This is a genomic window from Aggregatilinea sp. (assembly GCF_036822615.1).
Classification (GTDB): domain Bacteria; phylum Chloroflexota; class Anaerolineae; order Aggregatilineales; family Aggregatilineaceae; genus Aggregatilinea.
Genome location: NZ_DAISHJ010000038.1, coordinates 1 through 18930 on the forward strand (window position 1 = coordinate 1; position 18930 = coordinate 18930).

The 18930-nt window shown below is 60.7% G+C and carries 11 protein-coding genes and 1 pseudogene; 6 read left to right on the forward strand and 6 right to left on the reverse strand.

The genetic code is table 11. The annotated features are described in order from the left end of the window. Positions 1 to 196, reverse strand: a pseudogene (locus V7116_RS12705) (glutathione ABC transporter permease GsiC); the annotation flags it as partial. Positions 197 to 589: 393 nt separating this feature from the next. Beyond that, a complete protein-coding gene (locus V7116_RS12710) occupies positions 590 to 2179 on the reverse strand; it encodes an ABC transporter substrate-binding protein (protein WP_324392306.1) in 1590 nt (529 codons plus the stop codon). A 261-nt stretch (positions 2180 to 2440) separates the two neighbouring features. Between V7116_RS12710 and V7116_RS12715 the strand changes: the two genes are divergently transcribed. The 4 genes from V7116_RS12715 (at position 2441) to V7116_RS12730 (ending at position 9218) form a co-directional block, all read left to right on the forward strand. Continuing rightward, positions 2441 to 3331: a PrsW family glutamic-type intramembrane protease gene (locus V7116_RS12715; RefSeq protein ID WP_324392307.1), complete on the forward strand. Its 891-nt coding sequence runs from the start codon at positions 2441 to 2443 to the stop codon at positions 3329 to 3331. Next, a complete protein-coding gene (locus V7116_RS12720) occupies positions 3328 to 3933 on the forward strand; it encodes a hypothetical protein (protein ID WP_324392308.1) in 606 nt (201 codons plus the stop codon). Before V7116_RS12715 ends, V7116_RS12720 begins: the two co-directional genes overlap by 4 nt. A 164-nt stretch (positions 3934 to 4097) precedes the next feature. Beyond that, complete coding sequence (locus V7116_RS12725) at positions 4098 to 6365, forward strand: trypsin-like peptidase domain-containing protein (RefSeq protein ID WP_324392309.1); 2268 nt, start codon at positions 4098 to 4100, stop codon at positions 6363 to 6365. Positions 6366 to 6449: 84 nt separating this feature from the next. Next, positions 6450 to 9218, forward strand: a complete 2769-nt coding sequence (locus tag V7116_RS12730; RefSeq protein WP_324392310.1) for a glycoside hydrolase family 3 N-terminal domain-containing protein — start codon at positions 6450 to 6452, stop codon at positions 9216 to 9218. 476 nt (positions 9219 to 9694) lie between these two features. On the opposite strand, the gene V7116_RS12735 is transcribed toward V7116_RS12730, so the two are convergent. Both V7116_RS12735 and V7116_RS12740 read right to left on the reverse strand, forming a co-directional pair. Further along, a complete protein-coding gene (locus V7116_RS12735; protein WP_324392311.1) occupies positions 9695 to 10366 on the reverse strand; it encodes a hypothetical protein in 672 nt (223 codons plus the stop codon). A 423-nt stretch (positions 10367 to 10789) separates the two neighbouring features. Then, positions 10790 to 11797, reverse strand: coding sequence for a serine/threonine-protein kinase (locus V7116_RS12740; RefSeq protein WP_324392312.1), 1008 nt, complete (start codon positions 11795 to 11797; stop codon positions 10790 to 10792). 106 nt (positions 11798 to 11903) lie between these two features. Here V7116_RS12740 and V7116_RS12745 point away from each other — a divergent pair, with 106 nt between their 5' ends. Then, positions 11904 to 12563: an FHA domain-containing protein gene (locus tag V7116_RS12745; RefSeq protein WP_324392313.1), complete on the forward strand. Its 660-nt coding sequence runs from the start codon at positions 11904 to 11906 to the stop codon at positions 12561 to 12563. Between the two features lie 94 nt (positions 12564 to 12657). On the opposite strand, the gene V7116_RS12750 is transcribed toward V7116_RS12745, so the two are convergent. Beyond that, positions 12658 to 14520, reverse strand: a complete 1863-nt coding sequence (locus tag V7116_RS12750; protein ID WP_324392314.1) for an SH3 domain-containing protein — start codon at positions 14518 to 14520, stop codon at positions 12658 to 12660. Positions 14521 to 14745: 225 nt separating this feature from the next. On the opposite strand from V7116_RS12750, the gene V7116_RS12755 reads away from it, so the two are divergent. Next, positions 14746 to 16815, forward strand: a complete 2070-nt coding sequence (locus V7116_RS12755; RefSeq protein WP_324392315.1) for a GmrSD restriction endonuclease domain-containing protein — start codon at positions 14746 to 14748, stop codon at positions 16813 to 16815. 87 nt (positions 16816 to 16902) lie between these two features. Here the strand turns inward: V7116_RS12755 and V7116_RS12760 are convergent, their stop codons facing one another. Continuing rightward, on the reverse strand, positions 16903 to 18891 hold the full coding sequence (locus tag V7116_RS12760; protein WP_324392316.1) for an amidohydrolase family protein: 1989 nt from the start codon (positions 18889 to 18891) through the stop codon (positions 16903 to 16905). Between the last annotated feature and the right edge of the window lie 39 nt (positions 18892 to 18930).

Below are 18930 nucleotides of genomic sequence, written 5' to 3' on the forward strand. Positions count from 1 at the left end.
ACTGCTGCCACAGCGGATCGTCCAGGCCCAACCGCGCCCGCTCCGCCTGAATCGCGGACGGATCGATGCCGCTGCGCGCCATCGTCGCTTCGAGCGCGTCACCGGGCGCGAGGCGCAGCGCCACGAACGCCAGGCTCACCGCCAGCCAGGCGACGATCAGCGCAGCCCCAATCCGCTGCACAACATAAGCAATCATGAATAAATCGCTGTCAGCCCTCAGCCGTCAGTGTTCGGCACAAACAGAAACAAAGCCCGTGCCAGTTGAGCGTACACGGGCGAATTTTTCAGGTCGTAATCCGTCCCAGGGCGGACATGGCTTTTGCGTAGCGGCGGGGCTTGCTCCGCCCGTTTGTCCTGTTCGCCAATCCCGATCCGTCCCAAAGCGAGCATCGTTCTCTTCGGGGCGGTACGGCTTGCCCTACCCGGCGTTTCACGCAGCTACCGGGCTTCCCCCGCCCCGACGGGTACTATTCTTTTCTCCCCTCTCCAACTTGATTGGAGAGGGGCCGGGGTGAGGTCACTCCGATAACCGCTCCACCCCGCCTTTTCGCTTTTGCACTTGCCTATACTAACAACTACCGACTGACGACTAAGAACTATCCCTGAAGTTATATAGCAGCGGCCACCAGCCCTGCGCGCTGAAGATCACGCCGTCGAGCTGGGTCGAAGCGCCCACCAGATCGACGTACTCGCGGACCGGCAGCACGACCGCCTGCTCCATCACGCGCTGCTGCATGGACTGGTACAGCCCGGCCCGCACGTCCGGCGACACCTGCCGCGTCGCTTCCGCCAGCCAGCCGTCCACCTCGGGATCGCTGAAGTGCGACCAGTTGCTCGGCCCGTCGGTCAGGTAATACTGGTTCAGGATGCTCGCATCCACGCCGAAATCGTACAGCGCGATCACGTCATACTCGCCCCGGCTGGCGTAGTCGCTCAGCTCCACAAAGTTGGCGACCTGCACCAATTCCAACTCGATGCCCAGGTCCGCCCACTGGTTCTGGATCAACTGCGCGACGCTGTCCATCTCGTTCCACGGCGCGAACACCATTTGCAGTGAGAGCGGCTCGCCGTCGCGGTCGAGCACGCCATCCCCATCCGAATCGGTGTATCCCGCGCCCGACAGCAGCGACCGCGCATACTCGGTGTCGTACGGGTACAGCCCTTCGACCACTTCCGCGCTGTAAAACGGATTGACCGACGTCAGCGGGCCGTACGCCACGGGCGACTCGCCGTGAAACACGGTGTCGATGATCGCCGTGCGGTTGGTGGCGTAGAGCAGTGCCTGCCGCACGTTCAGGTCATCCAGCGGCGCGCGCGTCGTATTGAGGAAAAACTGCTGCGGCGTGCCCGGCACGTGCACCCGGTACACGCGCACCTGATTGTTCCCCGCCAGATCGTCCACGTCCGTGGGCAGCAAATCGCCCACGACCTGCACCGCGCCGCTTTCCAGCGCGAGGCTGCGCGTCGGCGGATCTTCGTAGAACCGGAACTCGATGCGCGCCAGCGATCCGCCATCCGGCGGCGCGTAAAACACCGGGCCCCAGGCGTAATCCTCGTTGCGCTCCAGCACCAGATGATCGCCCGGCACGAACTCGGTCAGCTTATACGGCCCCGTGCCGACCTGATGCCACTGGTACGTGTTTTTGGTGTATTCCTGCAGCGCGGTCGGGCTGGCAATGCCCAGATAGACCTGACTGAAAGCGTCCATCAGCGGCGCGTATGGCTCCGACAGGTTGATCTGGATCGTGTAATCGTCGAGGATCTCGTACCCGGTGTACGGCCCCAGCAGGTAGCGCGCCTTGCGCGAGCCGATCTCGTCGTTGGTGATGCGATCGAGGTTGGCCGCCACCGCCTGCGCGTTGAACGGCGTGCCATCGTGGAACGTAACGCCCTGCTTCAGCGTGAACGTCCACGACAGGCCGTCCTCGGACATGGTCGGCAGTGCCGCCGCCAGCCCCGGCACGAAGTCCATCGTCTGCGGGTGGCGGTAAACCAGTGTGTCGTAGACCGAAAAGAACGGGATGCCCAGCTCCGACGACGAGTGAATGTGCGGGTCGAAGCCGGACGGGTTCAGCGTCAGGCCGTAGATCGCGCTCGGCCCGCTCACGGTGGCCTCTTCCCGGTCGTCGCGCAGCAAAAAGACCGCTGCCACGGCCACACCGAGGCAGCAGACCAACATCAAAACTCCCAATACGCCGAACCGCAAGGGTCCGCGTCTGCGCACTCTATCAGCGTCCATAAACCTGCCCTGTTATGATGATGCCGTGATGAGACGGGTGCAGCGCGCCGCTCCTGCAACGGCGCATGGCGTCAACCGCATGGCACAATGGCGCGAGCGCGGTAGAATCGACCCGCGCGGCGGAGAAAAGTCTACCACCGCGACCGGGCATCATCAACAACCCTGTCACCAATCTGCAAACGTTAAGAGGAGTGTGCGCGTTTGTCGTTCGAGCCGATTCTGCTCGCGCCGGAAGAAGAAGTCATCGAGGTTTACCCCTACCGGCGCGTCTGGTCTACAACTTGGCTGGAAGTCGGCGTGCTGGCGGTGGTCGTGGTGGCGATAGTCGTGCTAACGGATTTCGTGGGTGTGCTGCCTGCGGATTACGTCGCGCCGCTGCCCAAAACGGGCATGGCGCTGCTGCCCTTCGTTGCCTGGCTCGTCATCTCATACCGCGCCGAGCACACCGCCATCGAGCCGCGCACCGGCATGCTGCGCCTGCTGATTATGGGCGCGCTGGTCGCCAACGGTGTCGCCATCCCGCTGGAGGAGCGGCTGTTCCTGCCCGATCGCTGGCTGCTCGATGCGGGATTCTTCGGGCGCGTGCTGGGCTACGCCTTCACCATCGGCTTCACCGCCGAGTTTTTGAAGTACGCCGTGATGCGCTACACGATCTGGCCGCAGCGGTTCCAGCAGCGCCTGGACGGGGTCGCCTACGGGCTGGCCGTCTCAATGGGCTTTGCGACCGTCCTTAATCTGCACTTCGCGCTCTATACCGACGCGACGCTCTACGCGACCGCCCTGCGCGTCATCAGCAACACCTTTCAGCACATGGCGTTGGGCATTATCCTCGGCTACTTTCTGGCCGAGCTGCGTGTCGCGCGGCCTCCCGTCTTCTGGATTCCGGCGGGCCTGTTCCTGACGGCCATCCTCAGCGGCTTCTACTACGCCTTTCACGCCCTGGCGATTGTCGGCGGGCTGGGCATCTCGCCGCTGCGCGGCCTGATGCTCGCGCTGGGCGTCGTCGGCGCGGCCCTGCTGATCATGGCCTTCCTGATCGAAAGCGCCGACACTCGCATGGAAGCGCTCACCGGCAGGAGGCAGTTGATATGACGCGCATCGTCGTGCACGAAGACGTGCCCGCGCTCAACTTCCGCCAGCGCTGGAACACCTACCTCGCGCTGTTTTCGGCGGTGGTGGCGCTGTTCGTCGGCATCACCCTGCGCAACAACGCGCTCAACGCCACCACGACGTTCGAAGATCTCGAATCCGGCATTCGCGCCCAGATTCCGCGCGGCTGGCTGGTCGAAAGCGGCAGCGGCAGCCTCGTGTTCAGCGCCGAGGACGCCGCGGCGACGCCGTTCAAGACGCTGCTCCAGGTCTCGATCATCCCGGTCGGGTCGGATGCAACGCCGCGCAACGTGGTGGACCAGATCAATATCGAGCGCGCGCAGCAGTTTTCGTCCTACCGGCGCATGACCCAGACCGAGCAGATCCTGCGCGACGGCTCGGCGGCCATCCGCATGACGTACACCTATGCCCAGTCCGAGCCGAACCCGTTTCTCGAAAGCCCGACCATCGCCGTCGAAGGCGTGGACGTGGTCATTTTGCGCGGCGTGCAGGCCGTCATCGTCACCTACCGCGAAGAGCGCAGCGCGTTTGACGACAACCTGTACCGGTTCGAGAATCTTCTACAAACGCTCGAAATTTTCTAGCCGAGGCGACTTTCTGCCCGATTGCACCTGCGTTGGCGCGAAACTCCACCCTGCCCTGTTGTTTTATTCCCCTCCAATCTGGTTGGCTAGGGGGCCAGGGGTGAGGTTTCCCCGCAACCGCCGGAGCGGCCAGACGCCCTATCCTGTAACGTAACTTGATGCCCATGCTGCAAAAAACACGCCTGACCCTTGTGCTCTCTACGGTGATCCTCGCCGCGCTGCTGGCCGCGTTGAGCCTGCCGCTGCATCTCACCCGCGCCCAGTCCGACCCGCCGCCGGTGGAGCTGAACGAAGAGACGCTCAAGCGCGCTGCCGTATTCGTGATGCAGACCTACCAGAGCAGCGGCGCGCCGATCATTTCGTGCGTTGGCTCCGGCACGCTGGTCAGCGCCGACGGGCTGATCCTGACCAACGCCCACACCGCCCTGCCGAGCGACACCTGCCGCTCCGACCGGCTGGTGATCGCGGTCACCGTGCGGCTGGACGAAGCGCCGGTGCCCACCTACACCGCCGAAATCGTGGACGCCAACCGGGGTTCGGACCTCGCCGTCCTACGCATCAGCGGCTACCTCGACGGGCGCATGATCGATCCCGGCACGCTTGAGCTTCCGTTCGTCTCGCTGGGCGATTCATCCACGATCGGCCTGGACGACACCATCACCATCATCGGTTACCCGACCCTGGGCGACGACCCGGTGACAGTCGCACGCGGCACGGTCAACGGCTTCACCGCCGAGGCCCGCCTGGGCGATCACGCCTGGATTCGCAGCAGCGTCTCCGTGCAGGGCACGATGAGCGGCGGCGGCGCGTACGACCGCAACGGCCTGCTGATCGGCATCCCGACCATCGCCCCGCTCCAACCGAGCGCGCCCGCTGCCGAGTGCCGCAGCATTCAGGACACGAATCAGGACGGGCGCATCGACCGCACCGACGGCTGCGTGCCGGTCGGCAGCTTCATCACCGCGCTGCGTCCGGCGACGCTGGCGCGTGGCATGATCCGCGCGGCGGAGCTGGGCATTCGCCAGGGCGAAAGCACCGCCGCGAGCGCCACCTCCGGCGCGGCGGGCCAGGGCACGTTCAGCCGCCTGTTTTTCTCCACGCGCGTCAACGAGGCCGACCAGCCCGCCAACGTGGTCAGCACCGTACCGTCCGGCACGACCAGTCTCTACCTGTTCTTCGACTACGACAACATGACCAACGGCATGGTCTATGAGCTGCGTGTCACCATCGACGAAAACACCAGCGACATCTACAGCCTGCCCGCGACAACGTGGAGCGGCGGCAGCTCCGGCCTGTGGTACATCGGCAGTTCGAGCACACCCTGGCCCAACGGCGTTTACTTCTTCCGCCTGTTCATCGAAGGCCGCGAGGTTGCCAGCCAGAGCATCACCGTCGGCGGCGGCGCGCAAGAAGTCCCCGCCTTCTCCGACCTCGTGTTCGGCCTGCTCGACACGGACAGCGCCCTGGTGGGCACGAACTACGTCCTGCCCGAAGGCAGCGCCGTGCAGGCGCGGTTTAACTACCGCAGCATGCAGCCCGGCACGGCTTGGACCTATCGCTGGTTCTACGGGCGTCAGGAGATCGCGCGCGGCGACGAAAGCTGGGACGGCGATGTGCAGGGCACGCGCATCATCACCGCCGCCGCTGACTTCATCCCCGGCCAGTATCGCCTGGAGCTGTACATCAACAACACCCTGAGCGCCACGGCGGACTTCGTGATCGCGGGCGGCGCGACCGGCACGGAGACGACCATCTTCGATGATTTCCGCTTCATGACGGAGCAGCCCGCCGCCGGTACGGTTCCCGTGGCCCGCACCGAGTTCCAGTCCGGCATCAGCGACCTGTACGCCTACTTCGACTGGCACCTGATGGCCCCCGGCACGTCCTGGACCCGCCGCTGGACGGTGGACAGCGAGGTGATTTACGAGGTCACCGAGCCGTGGGACGCCGCCTCAGAAGGCCAGGACTATTTCGTCAGCCTGGACAGCCTGACCACCCTGCCCGACGCAACGTATGGCCTGGAAATCTGGATCGCCAACGTGCAACTTCTCACCGTGACGGCCAAAGTCGGCCTCGGCCAGCTCCCGGTGGACACGTTCGCCAGCGCGGAAGGCGTGCAGATGAGCGGGCACATCCTCGACGCGGAAACCGGCCAGGGCATCGCCGGGGCGATGTTCATCGTCCTGCGCTCCGAGTACAGCGTCGAGGACTTCACCTGGGACCAGTCGCAGGTGCTCGGCACGTCCAACGCCGACAGCGTGGGCCGCTTCCAGATCCCGGTCCTGCTGCCGCGCGGCACTGCCGACGAGCCGCAGTTGTACAGCGTCCTGGTGCGTGCCGAAGGCTACCTGCCCGTCAGCGCCGACGGCATCGAAGTCAGCGACACGACGCAAAGCCCGGTCGATCTCACCATCCGGCTCACCCATCGCTGATTGTAATCGCTGGCGCGCGGTAGGGCGGGTATACTCGGCACTCATATCCGACCGTCGTACCGTCCGTAACAAGCACAATCACCCATGCGAACGTTTTTGACGTCCTTGCTGCTCGCCACTCTCCTGCTGGGCGCGGTCGCTCCCGCCCGGTTGGTGAACGCGCGTCCCCCGGCGGACGACGCGGTGGCGGAGCGCGTCGAGCAGATGCTCAGCACGTTGACCTCGCAGGAGCGGGTCGGCCAGTTGATGCTGGTCACGTTCAAAGGCAGCTACCTCGCCTCCGACGCGCCGCTGGTCCGGCTGATCGATGATTACAACATCGGCGGCGTGGTCCTGCTGGCCGAAAACGACAACATCAACGGCCAGGTGAACACGCCCCAGCGCGTGCTGTCGCTCACGACCGGCATCCAGCAGCACGCCTACGACGCCGCCCTGGCGACCAGCGACCGCGAGACGCCGCGCTCGTTCGTGCCGCTGTTCATCGCCACGTCGCATTCCGGCGATCCCGACGGCACGCAGATCGCGCTCGGCACGACGCCGCTGCCCAGCCAGATGGCCCTCGGCGCGACCTGGGATCCCGCCCTCGCGCAGCAGGTCGGCCAGATCGCGGGCAGTGAATTGAGCGCGATGGGCATCAACATGCTGCTCGGCCCCGCGCTCGATGTGCAGCAGGAAGCCCAGGCCGCGCAGACGCTCGATCTCGGCGTCGGGTCGTTCGGGGGCGAGCCGCATTGGGTCGGCGCGCTGGCCCAGGCGTACATCCAGGGCGTGCACGAAGGCAGTACCAGCCGGATCGCCGTCATCGCGCAGAACTTCCCCGGCCTGGGGCTGGCCGATTCCGCACCCGACGAGGAGATCCCGGTCCTGCCGCGCACCGCCGCCGAGCTGTCCGCGTTCGATCTGATCCCCTACGCCGCCGTGACCGGACAGGCGGGCAACACACCCGCCCGCGCCGACGGATTGCAGTGCGCCAACATCCGCTACCAGGGCGAGACGGTGCGCACCTCCACCGGCCCGCTGTGTCTCGACGGACAGGCCGCCGATGGGCTGCTCAAGCTGGATGCATTTGGCGACTGGCGTCAGCGCGGCCTGTTGCTCAGCGACGACCTCGGCTCTGCCGCGATCCGCGACTATTACGACATCGACCCGTTCCCCCACCGGCAGGTCGCGCGCGAGGCGTTCCTGGCGGGCAACGACATCCTGTACCTGGACGATTTCGCCACCACGCCCGGCGACGATCCGCTGACGAACGTGATCGACGTGATCCAGTTTTTCGCGGAGCGCTACGAAAACGATCCGGTCTTCCGCGTGCGGGTGGACCAATCCCTGACGCGCATTCTGCGGCTGAAGCTGGCACTCTATGACGGCGAGCTGTCGCTTGAAAACGTGATCGGGATGCCCGCCGCTATCGATACCGTCGGCACGTCCAGCGCCCCGATTTACGCCATCGCGCAGGCCAGCACCACGCTGCTGTCGCCGCGCCGCGAAGCGCTGCCCACCCCGCCCTCGCGCGACGACGACATCGTGATCTTCACCGACGTGCGTATGGCGCAGCAGTGCTCGTACTGCGCCACCTATCCAGTAGTCGCCATCAACGCGTTGGAGGCGTCCATCGAGCGCATGTACGGCCCGCGCGCCGACGCACAGATCGACTCCGACCGGATCGTGAGTTTTTCGTCCACCCAGCTCCAGACCTATCTCGACGGCAATCGCGGCGACTCCCCGCCCGACAGCAGCACCCTGCGCACCAACCAGCGCATTGGGGAGGCGCTGCGCGGCGCGGATTGGGTCGTGTTCGTGATGGTCGACACCTCGCCCCAGGCCGATGACGGCGCGCTCATCGTGCGCTTCCTGCGCGACGAACCCTCGGCGGCCCATGCCGATCTCGCCGTGATCGCGCTCAGCGCGCCGGTCGCCCTGTCTTCGACCGAGATCAGCAAGCTGGCGATCTACGTCGCGCTGTTCAGCAGCGCCACGCCCTACATCGACGCCGCCGCCCGCGCGCTGTTCCAGGAGAGCACCTTCAACGGGGCGCTGCCCGTCAGCCTGCCCGCCGTCGGCTACGACCTGTTTTACGCCACCTCACCCGACCCGAACCAGACGATCCAGCTCGTGCTCGAATCCATCGACAACCACCCCGTTTCGACCGCACGCGACGTCGTCACGGCCAACCTGGGCGACAAGCTGACGTTCCGCACCGGCCTCGTGCTCGACCGCAACAGCCACCGCGTGCCAGACGGAACCGCCGTCGATTTCACGCTCACCTTCACACTCGACAACCTGCAAATTCGCCAGCGCGGCACGACCCTGGACGGCATCGCCACCACCAGCTTCACACCCAACCGCGCGGGCCGCGTCCAGGTGACCGCCGCCAGCGGCGACGCTGCCCGCTCGTCCGAGCTTCAAATCGTGATCGTGGGCGATCCCACCGCGCAAAACGAGCCGCTCGGCTCCGATATCCCCTCCACACCGCCCGGCCCCGTGAGCAGCGCCGCCGCCGCAGAAGTGACGCCCGCCGCACCGCCCGCCGAGGTCGCCGTTGAGGATGCCGAAGCGGACGATTATCTCGACGGGTTCGACCTGCTCGTGTCGCTGTTTGGGTTGGCGCTGATGGGGGCGCTGGGCTTCATCGCCGGGCTGTCGGCGTCGCTCAGCGTGAACGGGGGGATGCGTGTCGTGCTCGGCAGCGTGATCGCGGGGCTGGCCGGTTACATCTATTACGCGCTCAGCGGTCCCGGCGCGTCGGCGCTGCACGACGCCGTGAACGAGCTTGCGCCGATGCTCAGCACGCTCAGCGCGGGGCTGATCGGCCTCCTGGTCACGTGGTGGACCGTGCGCCGCGCGGGGCACTAGCGGCCCTGCACTTCCGCCAACTGGCAGCCGCTAGCAGTCCGCCACTCAAGAATTATTGAAAAAGTCATCATCTTGTTCCGCAAAGGTTTTGTAGGGGGCAATTCATGAATTGCCCCCTACCGGGCGGGTTTCTAACCTGCCCGCTCTTTCTTCTTCACTCCCCGCTCACACCACCGTCACCAGCAGCGCCACCACCACTCGCCACAGCCAGCCGGAGTCTCATTTTACGAGTGGCATCGACTCTGGGGGCAGGTCAATAAGACCATCCGCGGAACTGGTTTATGGAGTGAATGGGCACGAATTTGAGGGAAGAATGGGGAGCTAGTTGACAGAAGCGGGATCGTGTCTAGTAAAAATTGAGAGATAGCATCGACAAAAGGGAACTAGAGCGAGTTTTTTTCTAGTGAAACAATGTGCTCTTAAAGGGCCCACCATATGTGCTGCCCTTTTGAATATGAATTAGATTGATCGATGCTCTACTTGGAAGTGCCAACAGTAAAAGATAAATTTCCTTCCACATAAACTTGAACTTGCTTTAATTCAGAATCTGCAACTAACTGTGCTTTCTCAGGATGTACAAATTGGTAAGGATACTCAAGATCAACTATTGGAACTAGTTCTACCATATAGCATTTTTCATCGCTACTACACTCAAACACTAATAAATGTTCGTAAGATACATCTAGCCCACTTGTTTTTCCATAGGCCAATGTTAATTTGTAGCTATGATTTTCAAAATCAAGTGCATCAAGCTGTTTTAGAACAGTATAATCATGCCAAGGTACCATACTAACTAGAAAAACAATAAATAATAGGGCATTTCCCGGTAGTGAAAATAAAATGATCAGCCTTTTTTGTTTAGAACTAAAAAATAATCCAATTGTACTTATAATGAAAATGAAAAATATGAAAGAGCTAACAACTGGGCCACTAAGGTTCAGATATTTCATCTGGTGACGCGAAATCACGTCCATATAATCGAAGGTTTCGCCCAAGCCGAGGCTAAGTTCTGGAGGATAGGCATCATTGCCCGGCAAGATTAAACAGGCCCAAACAATAGATAAAGCGGACCATCCAATTGCTACTAATACAGTCCAATTACTATAAAGCTGAAATTGTAGATGTTGTGCTAGTTTCGAACTGTTCATTTGCTTAATCGCCTCACAGCGGTTTAGCCAAATCAATATCTCCACCACGTCATTTCATCAGGTGAATGCAAATACTCCTCCAAGATTACTTTATTTTGCTGTGGAAATATGAGAGATATTTCGTTTATAAGTACAGGTAAATTATCTCTCACATATTACATATATTCTAATACATGCTTGGATAGGTCTGAGTCAGCATACTAATTAGGAAATAATAATTATCGTGGGCGTCCCGCAGAACTTCAGGAATTTCTTCTTGTCGAATGGGTATAGTTTGGAAGTGACCTTTTTCGCAAAGTCCATTTGCCCAATTCCAACCCTCTTCACTACTTGCTATGGCTTGGCTACTCATGTGACTGAACTCACTTGGCCAACTGGTACTGTAACACGGGGGAGTGACAGTTGGTTGTCAACTAACAACTTTTACACCACCGTCACCAGCAGTGCCACCAGCAGCAGCACCGCCGCCAGAATCGCCAGCACGATGTTGCCCTGCACGAACGGCGGCGCGCCCAGTCCGTCGCGCGTCAGCGGCTCCGTATCGTCGATGCGGGCCACCGTGCGCGGCGCGGGCACTGCCCCGTCCCCAAACAGCGCCTGGATCAGCGACGCGGCGTCCGGCGGGCGATCGTCGGGGTGCATCGCCATCGCCCACAGCACCGCGCGCGCCGTGCGATCCGAGATCGCGGCGTTGAGCACACGCGGATCGCGCAGCGATCCCGGCTGCAAAAAGCGCCGTTTGGTGTCGGCGGGTGCCTCGTTAGTCAGCAGGTGATACAGCGTCGCCCCCAGCGCATACAGGTCGCTGCGCGCGTCGGTGTGCCCCACATCCTCGCCGTACTGTTCCAGCGGCGTGTAATGCGCCGTGCCGCGCCCCTGCACCACGGTCACCGTGCGGCCTTCGTCCGGCTGCGTCACCTGGACCAGCCCGAAATCGACCAGCTTGATCGCCCCGCTGGGCGTCAGCTTGATGTTGGCGGGCTTGATGTCGCGGTGCAGCACGGGCGGTTCCTGCGTGTGGAGGTAGTGCAGCGCGCCGAGGATCTGCCGTGCCCAGTCGAGCACGTCGCTTTCGGGCAGGAATGCGCCCCGCGCCACCGCCTGCTCGATAACTTGCCTTAAATCCGAACCTGGCACAAAATCCATCACCAGAAAGTCGCGGTCGTCCTCAAAGAAAAAATCCGAGACTTTTGGCAAGGTTGGGTGGTCAAGCCGGGCCAGGATATTGGCCTCGCGCTGGAACTGGCGGCGATCCTGTTCGCGGTCTTCGGAGGTGCTGTTCGGGTCAGGCTGGATCTCTTTGATCGCGGTATAACGCCCTTCCAGGCGGATGTCAGCCGCCCGGTACAGGGTGCCCATTCCGCCCTGGCCGATCGTCTCGACGATTCTGTACCGCTCCCGGAGCAGATCGCCGGGCTTGAGGCGAGCCATGACTTCCGCTATACTCCATTTCAGACTGTGTAACGGGGCAGCAGCGCTTATCGACGGCGTGCGCTCACCATAGCCCGGCGCATGCAAAATGTCAAGGAAGTGTGCCATGCCAAATGGAGCAGACAAACCTGTCCTCATCATCCACGAAGGTGAGAAAGCAGGAACGCGCTGGACCATCCGCGAGGATGAAATCGTCATCGGGCGCGGCGGTGAATGTGACCTCGTGCTGCCCGAGCGGCAGGTCTCGCGCGAGCACATCCGCATCTATCGCGGCACCGACAATAGTTATTACCTTGAAGACCTCGACAGCAAAAATGGCACGTGGGTAAACGGCAAACAGGTCAAGGCGACCACCGTCCCCCTGCGCGACGGCGACGAGATCCAGATCGCGCTGGCCGTCAAAATTACATTCGTCGGCTCGGAGGCAACCGCCCCGTTGATGGTGGACGAGCTGCCCGGCGTCCTGGGACGCTTGCAGCTCAACCGCGACTCGCGGCGCGTGTTCATCGACCGTGTGGAAGTCGATCCGCCGCTGAGCCTGCCCCAGTACCGTCTGCTGGAGCTGCTCTACGACGGCGCAGGCGCGGTTCGCACGCGCGACGAAGTGATCGAAGCCGTCTGGCCGGACGCAGTCGGCGAAGGCGTCAGCGAGCAGGCCATCGACGCGCTGGTGCGCCGCCTGCGCGACCGGCTGGCCGAAGTGGACCCCGAGCACCAGTACATCGTCACCGTACGCGGCCACGGCTTCCGGCTGGAACAAGGCTAACACCGCACCCTCTCCGCACTCACAAAAACCATCGGGGCAGTCCTCACCACCCCGATGGTTTGTTGACTCTACGTTACACCCCGATTGCCGGAACTCAGCCCGGGCAGAACTTCGGCAGCACGTCCTGGTACTGGCTCCCGCACTGGGACTGGTAGTTGATCTGGTTGTTCTGCGCGACGTTCAACGTGCCCGTGTCATAGTCGTAGGTCGGCCACCACTTGCCACCGGTTTCTCCGGCGCAACTGTTGCTCGCCACGTCCGCACAGAACTTCTGCGCGCACCAGAAGCACTGATCCAGCCAGCGCGTTTGCAGGAAGCTGTTGTCCGATTCGGAACCCCAGTTGAAGTTAGGATCGTCGCGCTCGCCGACGTTCAGTTCGGGGCGAATGGAGAAGTAGCCAAAGTCCCAGCCGCTGCAATCTTCGAAGTCCCACACGTCCGGCAAGCCCTTCGGCACGACGTGGTACGACTCGCACTCGTGCTCGGTGGTATACGCGGCGTGTTTGTCCTTGCTCACGTACAGGATGATGTGCTCGCCGTCGCGGAAATGGATCGTGTCCCAGCTCATGCCGTGCGTGATGCCGGAGAAGTAGTATTCCCCATCCCGCACGTATCCGGCGGGCGCGTCGTAGTGGCGGTGGATCACGACGCTGTACGCCCACCACACCTGCCGCTCCGTATCGTGCACGGCGCAGATCCGCACTGCCTCGTTGTCCCCGGCATGGACGCCGAAGCCCGCGTCCATCTCGTCGCCGCCGTCGATCGGGAAGTGCGCGATGTACGTGAGCAGCACCGTGCACGCTGGCAGCTCCGGCGTGGGTGACACCTGATACAGCATGAGCGCGTCGTTGTAGAGATTCACCGACTCGTTCTCGTCGAAGATGTAGTAGGGATTGAATGTCTGCGCCAGCCACAGCTCGTCTTCGTCGGAGAGGCCATCGCTATCCTCGTCGTCGATCAGCAGTTCCTCCCCCACCACGACCAGCACCACCGCCGTGTCCGCCTCGACGTACTGTGACTCGAACTGGCGGATCACGGTCTGGTTGCAGTCGCGGACCTCGATGTCCCAATATCTCCCGGCCTCGACTTCGAGCGCGCCGGAATTCATGCCGGGGTTGAGGATCTGCCCGCCCAGCAGATTCACCTGCGAGCGCTCCGCCATGCCGGACAGCGTCGCATACACGCCGCAAACCGCCGTCGAGGACTGGTTATTGACGCTGAAATAGCCCGGCACGGCTTCCGGCGCGCTCGGCAGCATCGCCTGCCGGAACGTGATCACCGTCACCTTCCCATGCTCTGCCGGAATATACGCGTCGTTGAAGTCCGTGAGATATGTCGAGGCGCAGTCGCGCAGCTCGACGTCGTACGTGCCGCCCCACACCGTCATATCCGGCGACGTTCCGCCCGGCCAGATCGGTTGGCTCGACGACGGCAGGATATTCGTCGGCCCCGCGAAACCGGGTCCGAACACGAGGACCTCGCAGATGTTGGTGGACGACTCGTTGACGACGCGCAGCGTGCCCTGTGGAGCCGCAGCCGGCTCAGGTGCGGTCGTCGGCAGGGGCGCAGTCGTGGGAACGGGCGCGGGTGTCGGCACTGCGCCGCCGGGGGCGCTGCTGCCTTCCAGCCAGCGCTGGCCCCCTGATCCGTCGGCGGTCCAGCCCTCGACGCCGCTCTGATCGCGGATCTTCCACCAGCGGTAGCCGTCCGCGCACAACGGCCCGTCGATGATCGAGAACGGCTGCGACGCGTACACTTTGGTCACGACGCTGTAGCCCGCCCCCGCCCCGGACCGGACGTTGTTGGGCTGCTGGCCCGCCATGACCCAGGCGGTATTGCCCACGGCCAGATAGCTTGGCGGCGCGCCGGGGCAGTCTCCTTGTGCGGAAATAACGGGTAAATAGATGGCGAACAGGAGTGCCGTGGTGATCACGGCGGCGGCAATAAGACGTCCCATTTTTGAATTCCCCCCTCAAAGCACAAAACCCTTAAGGTTCATTATAGGGGGAAACTTCTTAGCAACGAGGACACTCTGTGCGATTATTCACACGTTTTTCAGGAGATACTTTCTTATTTGGCGAATCATATCTCCGTTATCTGTTACTAAAGAGCGTTCTTGTAGTAATCTGAAAAGTGATATACGATGCATCTTTGTATTAACCATTTGTGGGGAGGTAAGAAAATGTTAGCTGCAATGGACATGAACGTAGAAAAGATCAACGTTGAGCGCCAAAGCCTAGGACGCTTGATGTGGAATATAGCTCAGGGAATCATCCGAATACCCCGTTTTCAAAGAGAGTTTGTGTGGTCGAGGAACAAAATCATTGACTTGCTCGATAGCATGTACAAAGAGTATCCAATCGGTACTATTTTTCTATGGGAAGCCCCTACCGACTTCAATCATATGCTACGTACTGTCTCGTATCTTCAACAACCCAAGATTGAGTCTCACAAAACCTATAGCTTGATCCTTGATGGTCAGCAACGGCTCACATCTCTATATGCGGTCGTAAACGGGCTAGAAGTGGAAGAGGAGAATTACGGAAAGATTGTATTTGATTTGGCTGCCGATGACCCCAACAAACTGTTCCGATATAGACAGCCAGATAATAAGAGGTGGGTGGCTGTTCAAAACATACTAAAAAATGACAATACAATATATGATGGCTTGCAAGAAATTGAGTATAGGCGAAACTTCAATCGTTGCTCGCAGCTACTCAATAATTATCCATTCTCTACAGTTGTCGTAAAGGATGTGGACATCGACGATGCAATCGAGATCTTCGAGCGAATTAATCGTGCAGGTAAACGGCTCACTCGATACGATTTGATAACTGCCTCGGTCCTAACTGACGACTTCGATTTACGAGAGAGAACTGAGAAAGATATCATTACACCTCTACAGGAATCGTTCGGTGAAATTACAGAGACCAGCATTCCTCAAACACTTGCACTAAACATTAAAGGCAACACTGAACATAAGACGCAAATGGAGTTACTGCCCAGCGACGTCCAACCAGTTTGGAATGACACCGTAGAATGTTTCAAACTAGCTGTCGAATTTGTTAAGCAAAACCTCGGAGTCGTACGAGCAGGATTTTTGCCGTATGATGGCATGCTCCCAGTCCTAGCCCACTACTTTCATTCTGGGCATACTACCGCGGTCCTATCACCGGAACACAAGCGTCAATTGGAGTATTGGTTCTGGCGAACAGCCTTTTCTGAAAGGTACAGTGGAGCTAGCCAGACTCGGATGAGTGAGGATGCCGCTTGGATAAGGGAGCTAATTGAGAAAAACGCTTCAAATAACGAAACTATCACCATTGGTATCAATTCCTTAACACAGTCATCGATGAGATCATTTTCTGCCATGCGTAATGGCATCTTATGCATCCTGAGTCTACAAAATCCCCTGCATTTCCGTAATGGCTCACGACTTGACTTGCGCAAAGACAATTACGCCAATGCCAACTCACTCGAAAAGCACCACATTTTCCCCCTTGCTTTCCTGGAGAAGATAGGTCACAGGCAGCAAGAAGTACACTTGCTACCAAACTTCTGTTTCCTGCCAAGTGAAGTAAGCCACTGGATCGATGACAAAGCCCCAAGTGACTATATGCAAGCTATTCATCAAGAATTCGGTCAAGAGCACTTCGAAGCCGTTATGGCTTCACACCTGATTCCGGTAGGAGAGAATTCCGGAATATGGAGTAATAATTACGAAAGGTTTCTTCGGCAGAGAGGTGAGCTGTTATTAGCACAAGTTCGTGAGTTAGCAGGAATTTCCGATTCCATCGCAGAAGAACAAAGGAATCCCTTAATTGATACAGTTGAAACCGCGTTGCGAGATCTAATTCACGATCAACTCATTGTTAACTTTGGTCTTGAATACTGGAATAATTGCATACCCAGAGACGTCAATGACCGCGTTGAGCAACTAATTGAGCGCGAATCGAGGAAACTTGGAGTCACGAAGTCACAGTTTGATGAGCCACGTTCAAGACTTGACTTCTGCGATACAACTGATTACCTAAAAATCATAACGAAAAACTGGCGGGAGTTCTCTGGGACTTTCAAGTCGAAGAATGAGCTAGAAGCAGAACTACGGCATTTCAGCGAATTTCGAAATGCCGTCAAACACAACCGAACCGTTGATATCCTTCTAGAACACCGAGCTAGAGCAGCAACAATATGGCTAGCCAGGGCACTAGATCTTGACCTGAGTAGCCTTGACATTATAGTAAACTCGTAAACATGTAATAAACGGAGCAAGCAGCCCGCCCACGCGAGTGTGCGCAGGCGGGCTGTTGGTTCCGCAACCTTACCCTACCGTGGCCCCCTACGCCCCCATCGTGCAGAGGTCCACATACTCCATGCGCACCCGCGCCTCGGCGGGGATGCCCAGCACGTCGTTCAGAATCTCGCTCGTCAGGCCCGCTTTGTACTCCGCGTCCCGCTGCGACCACGTGCGCGACTTGATCTCGATGTATTGCTCCGGCGCTTCCGGCAAAATCATCTGGTCCAGGTTCACATAGAACAGCACGCCCTTGTACAGCACGTGCCAGCGCATGCGGTCTTTGTGCACCTCGCACTCCTTGAGCGCCTGGAAATACTCGCGGTAGAAGCGCAGCGGACGATCGGCAGGCGCGATGAAGCGCGAATGCGACAGCAGCACCGCCTCGTCGAACTCGCGCGCCTTTTCGGGGATGGTGTACGTCAGGCGCGTGCGGACGTTGGCCGTCACGTTGCCCTGCTCGTCGATGAAGTCGTCCTCGCGGTAGCGCACGCGGCCATCTTCCTCGCCGTTGAACAGAAAATAGGTGTCGTACTGGCGGTAATGGTTGTGCTTGACGAGCTGTACCGCCGGGTGCGCCAGCAGCCGCTCGATCAGGTCGCCATCCTTCACCACCGCCTTGACCTGAATCTCGAAGCTTTCTTCCTGCTGCAAGCCGCCGATCGCCACCAGCTTATTCACCACGTTGCCTTCGCGGGCGATCAGGAAGCGGTCGATTTGCCGCGCGACGGCCTCGGCCTCGCGCCGGATTGCAGCCTCGTCCACGGTCAGCAGCGCCCGGTCGCGCATCAGCCAGCGCCCGTTGACTATCACGTGCTCCACGTCCGACGCGCTGCTGGCATACACGATCTGCGAATACACGCTGTCGGGGTCACGCTCGAAGTGCGGGATATTGTGCAGCGGCGCGTGGTCGATCACGATCACGTCGGCGCGCTTGCCGGGTTCCAGGCTGCCGGTGATGTCGCCCATGTACACCGCTTCCGCGCCCTGCCGCGTCGCCATCAGCAGCGCCTGTTTGGCGGGCAGCGCGGTCGGGTCGAACGTCGCGCCCTTCGCCAGCAGCGCCGCCAGTCGCATTTCTTCGAACATATCCAGGTCGTTGTTGCTGGCCGGGCCGTCGGTGCCCACCGCGACCTTCACGCCGCGCTCCAGCATCTCGACCACGGGCGCGATGCCGCTCGCCAGCTTCAGGTTGCTCGACGGGTTGTGCGCCACAGACGCACCGTGTTTGTGCAGCAGCCGGATCTCCTCCGAATCCACGTGCACGCAGTGCGCCGCCAGCGTCTTCGCGTTGAACACGCCTAGGTCCGCCACGCGGGTGATCACGCGCTTTTCGAACTGCGCCCAGCTTTCGTCCACTTCCAGCCGCGTCTCGGCCAGGTGCACCTGCAGCGGCACATCATATTCCACGGCCAGATCCGCGCACGCGCGCAGAATCTCGTCGGTGGTAGTATACGGCGCGTGCGGCGCGACGCACGGCACGATCAGCGGGTGACCCTTCCAGTCCTCGATGAATTTACGGGTATACGCGAGGCTCTCGTCGTAGCTTTCGGCGTCCGGCGTGGGGAACTTCAGGATCGACTCGCCGCACAGCGCGCGCAGTCCGGCCTCGGCGGTTGCCGCCGCAACGTCCGCCTCGTAGTAGTACATATCCGCGAACAGCGTCGTGCCGCCCCGGATCATCTCCGCGCACGCGAGCTTCGTCCCCAGGCGGCAGAATTCCGGCGTCACGAACTCGCGCTCGGTGGGCATCATGTAGCCCATCAGCCACACGTCCAGCCGCAGGTCGTCCGCGATGGCGCGCAGCAGCGTCATGGGCACGTGCGTGTGCGCGTTGACCAGCCCCGGCATGATGATCTTGCCCTGGCAGTCGATCACCTCGTCCGCTGTGTAGTCGGCCTGGACCAGTCCGGCGGGGCCTACCGCGACGATCTGGTCATCCTTGATCGCCACCGCCCCATCGCGGTAGAGATCGAGCGCGCCGTTCATGGTCAGCACCACCCCGCCGACCAGCAGGGTATCCACTTGAGCCATAAGTTTTTCGTCCTTTCGTTAAAATTCCGCGTATTATAG

Bases quoted from the DNA above. Each gene is read 5' to 3' on its own strand.
- V7116_RS12740 (WP_324392312.1), bottom strand. From the start codon at position 11,797: ATGGCTCGCCTCAAGCCCGGCGATCTGCTCCGGGAGCGGTACAGAATC.
- V7116_RS12760 (WP_324392316.1), bottom strand. From the start codon at position 18,891: ATGGCTCAAGTGGATACCCTGCTGGTCGGCGGGGTGGTGCTGACCATG.
- V7116_RS12720 (WP_324392308.1), top strand. From the start codon at position 3,328: ATGACGCGCATCGTCGTGCACGAAGACGTGCCCGCGCTCAACTTCCGC.
- V7116_RS12710 (WP_324392306.1), bottom strand. From the start codon at position 2,179: ATGTTGGTCTGCTGCCTCGGTGTGGCCGTGGCAGCGGTCTTTTTGCTG.
- V7116_RS12725 (WP_324392309.1), top strand. From the start codon at position 4,098: ATGCTGCAAAAAACACGCCTGACCCTTGTGCTCTCTACGGTGATCCTC.
- V7116_RS12745 (WP_324392313.1), top strand. From the start codon at position 11,904: ATGCCAAATGGAGCAGACAAACCTGTCCTCATCATCCACGAAGGTGAG.
- V7116_RS12730 (WP_324392310.1), top strand. From the start codon at position 6,450: ATGCGAACGTTTTTGACGTCCTTGCTGCTCGCCACTCTCCTGCTGGGC.
- V7116_RS12735 (WP_324392311.1), bottom strand. From the start codon at position 10,366: ATGAACAGTTCGAAACTAGCACAACATCTACAATTTCAGCTTTATAGT.
- V7116_RS12750 (WP_324392314.1), bottom strand. From the start codon at position 14,520: ATGGGACGTCTTATTGCCGCCGCCGTGATCACCACGGCACTCCTGTTC.
- V7116_RS12755 (WP_324392315.1), top strand. From the start codon at position 14,746: ATGTTAGCTGCAATGGACATGAACGTAGAAAAGATCAACGTTGAGCGC.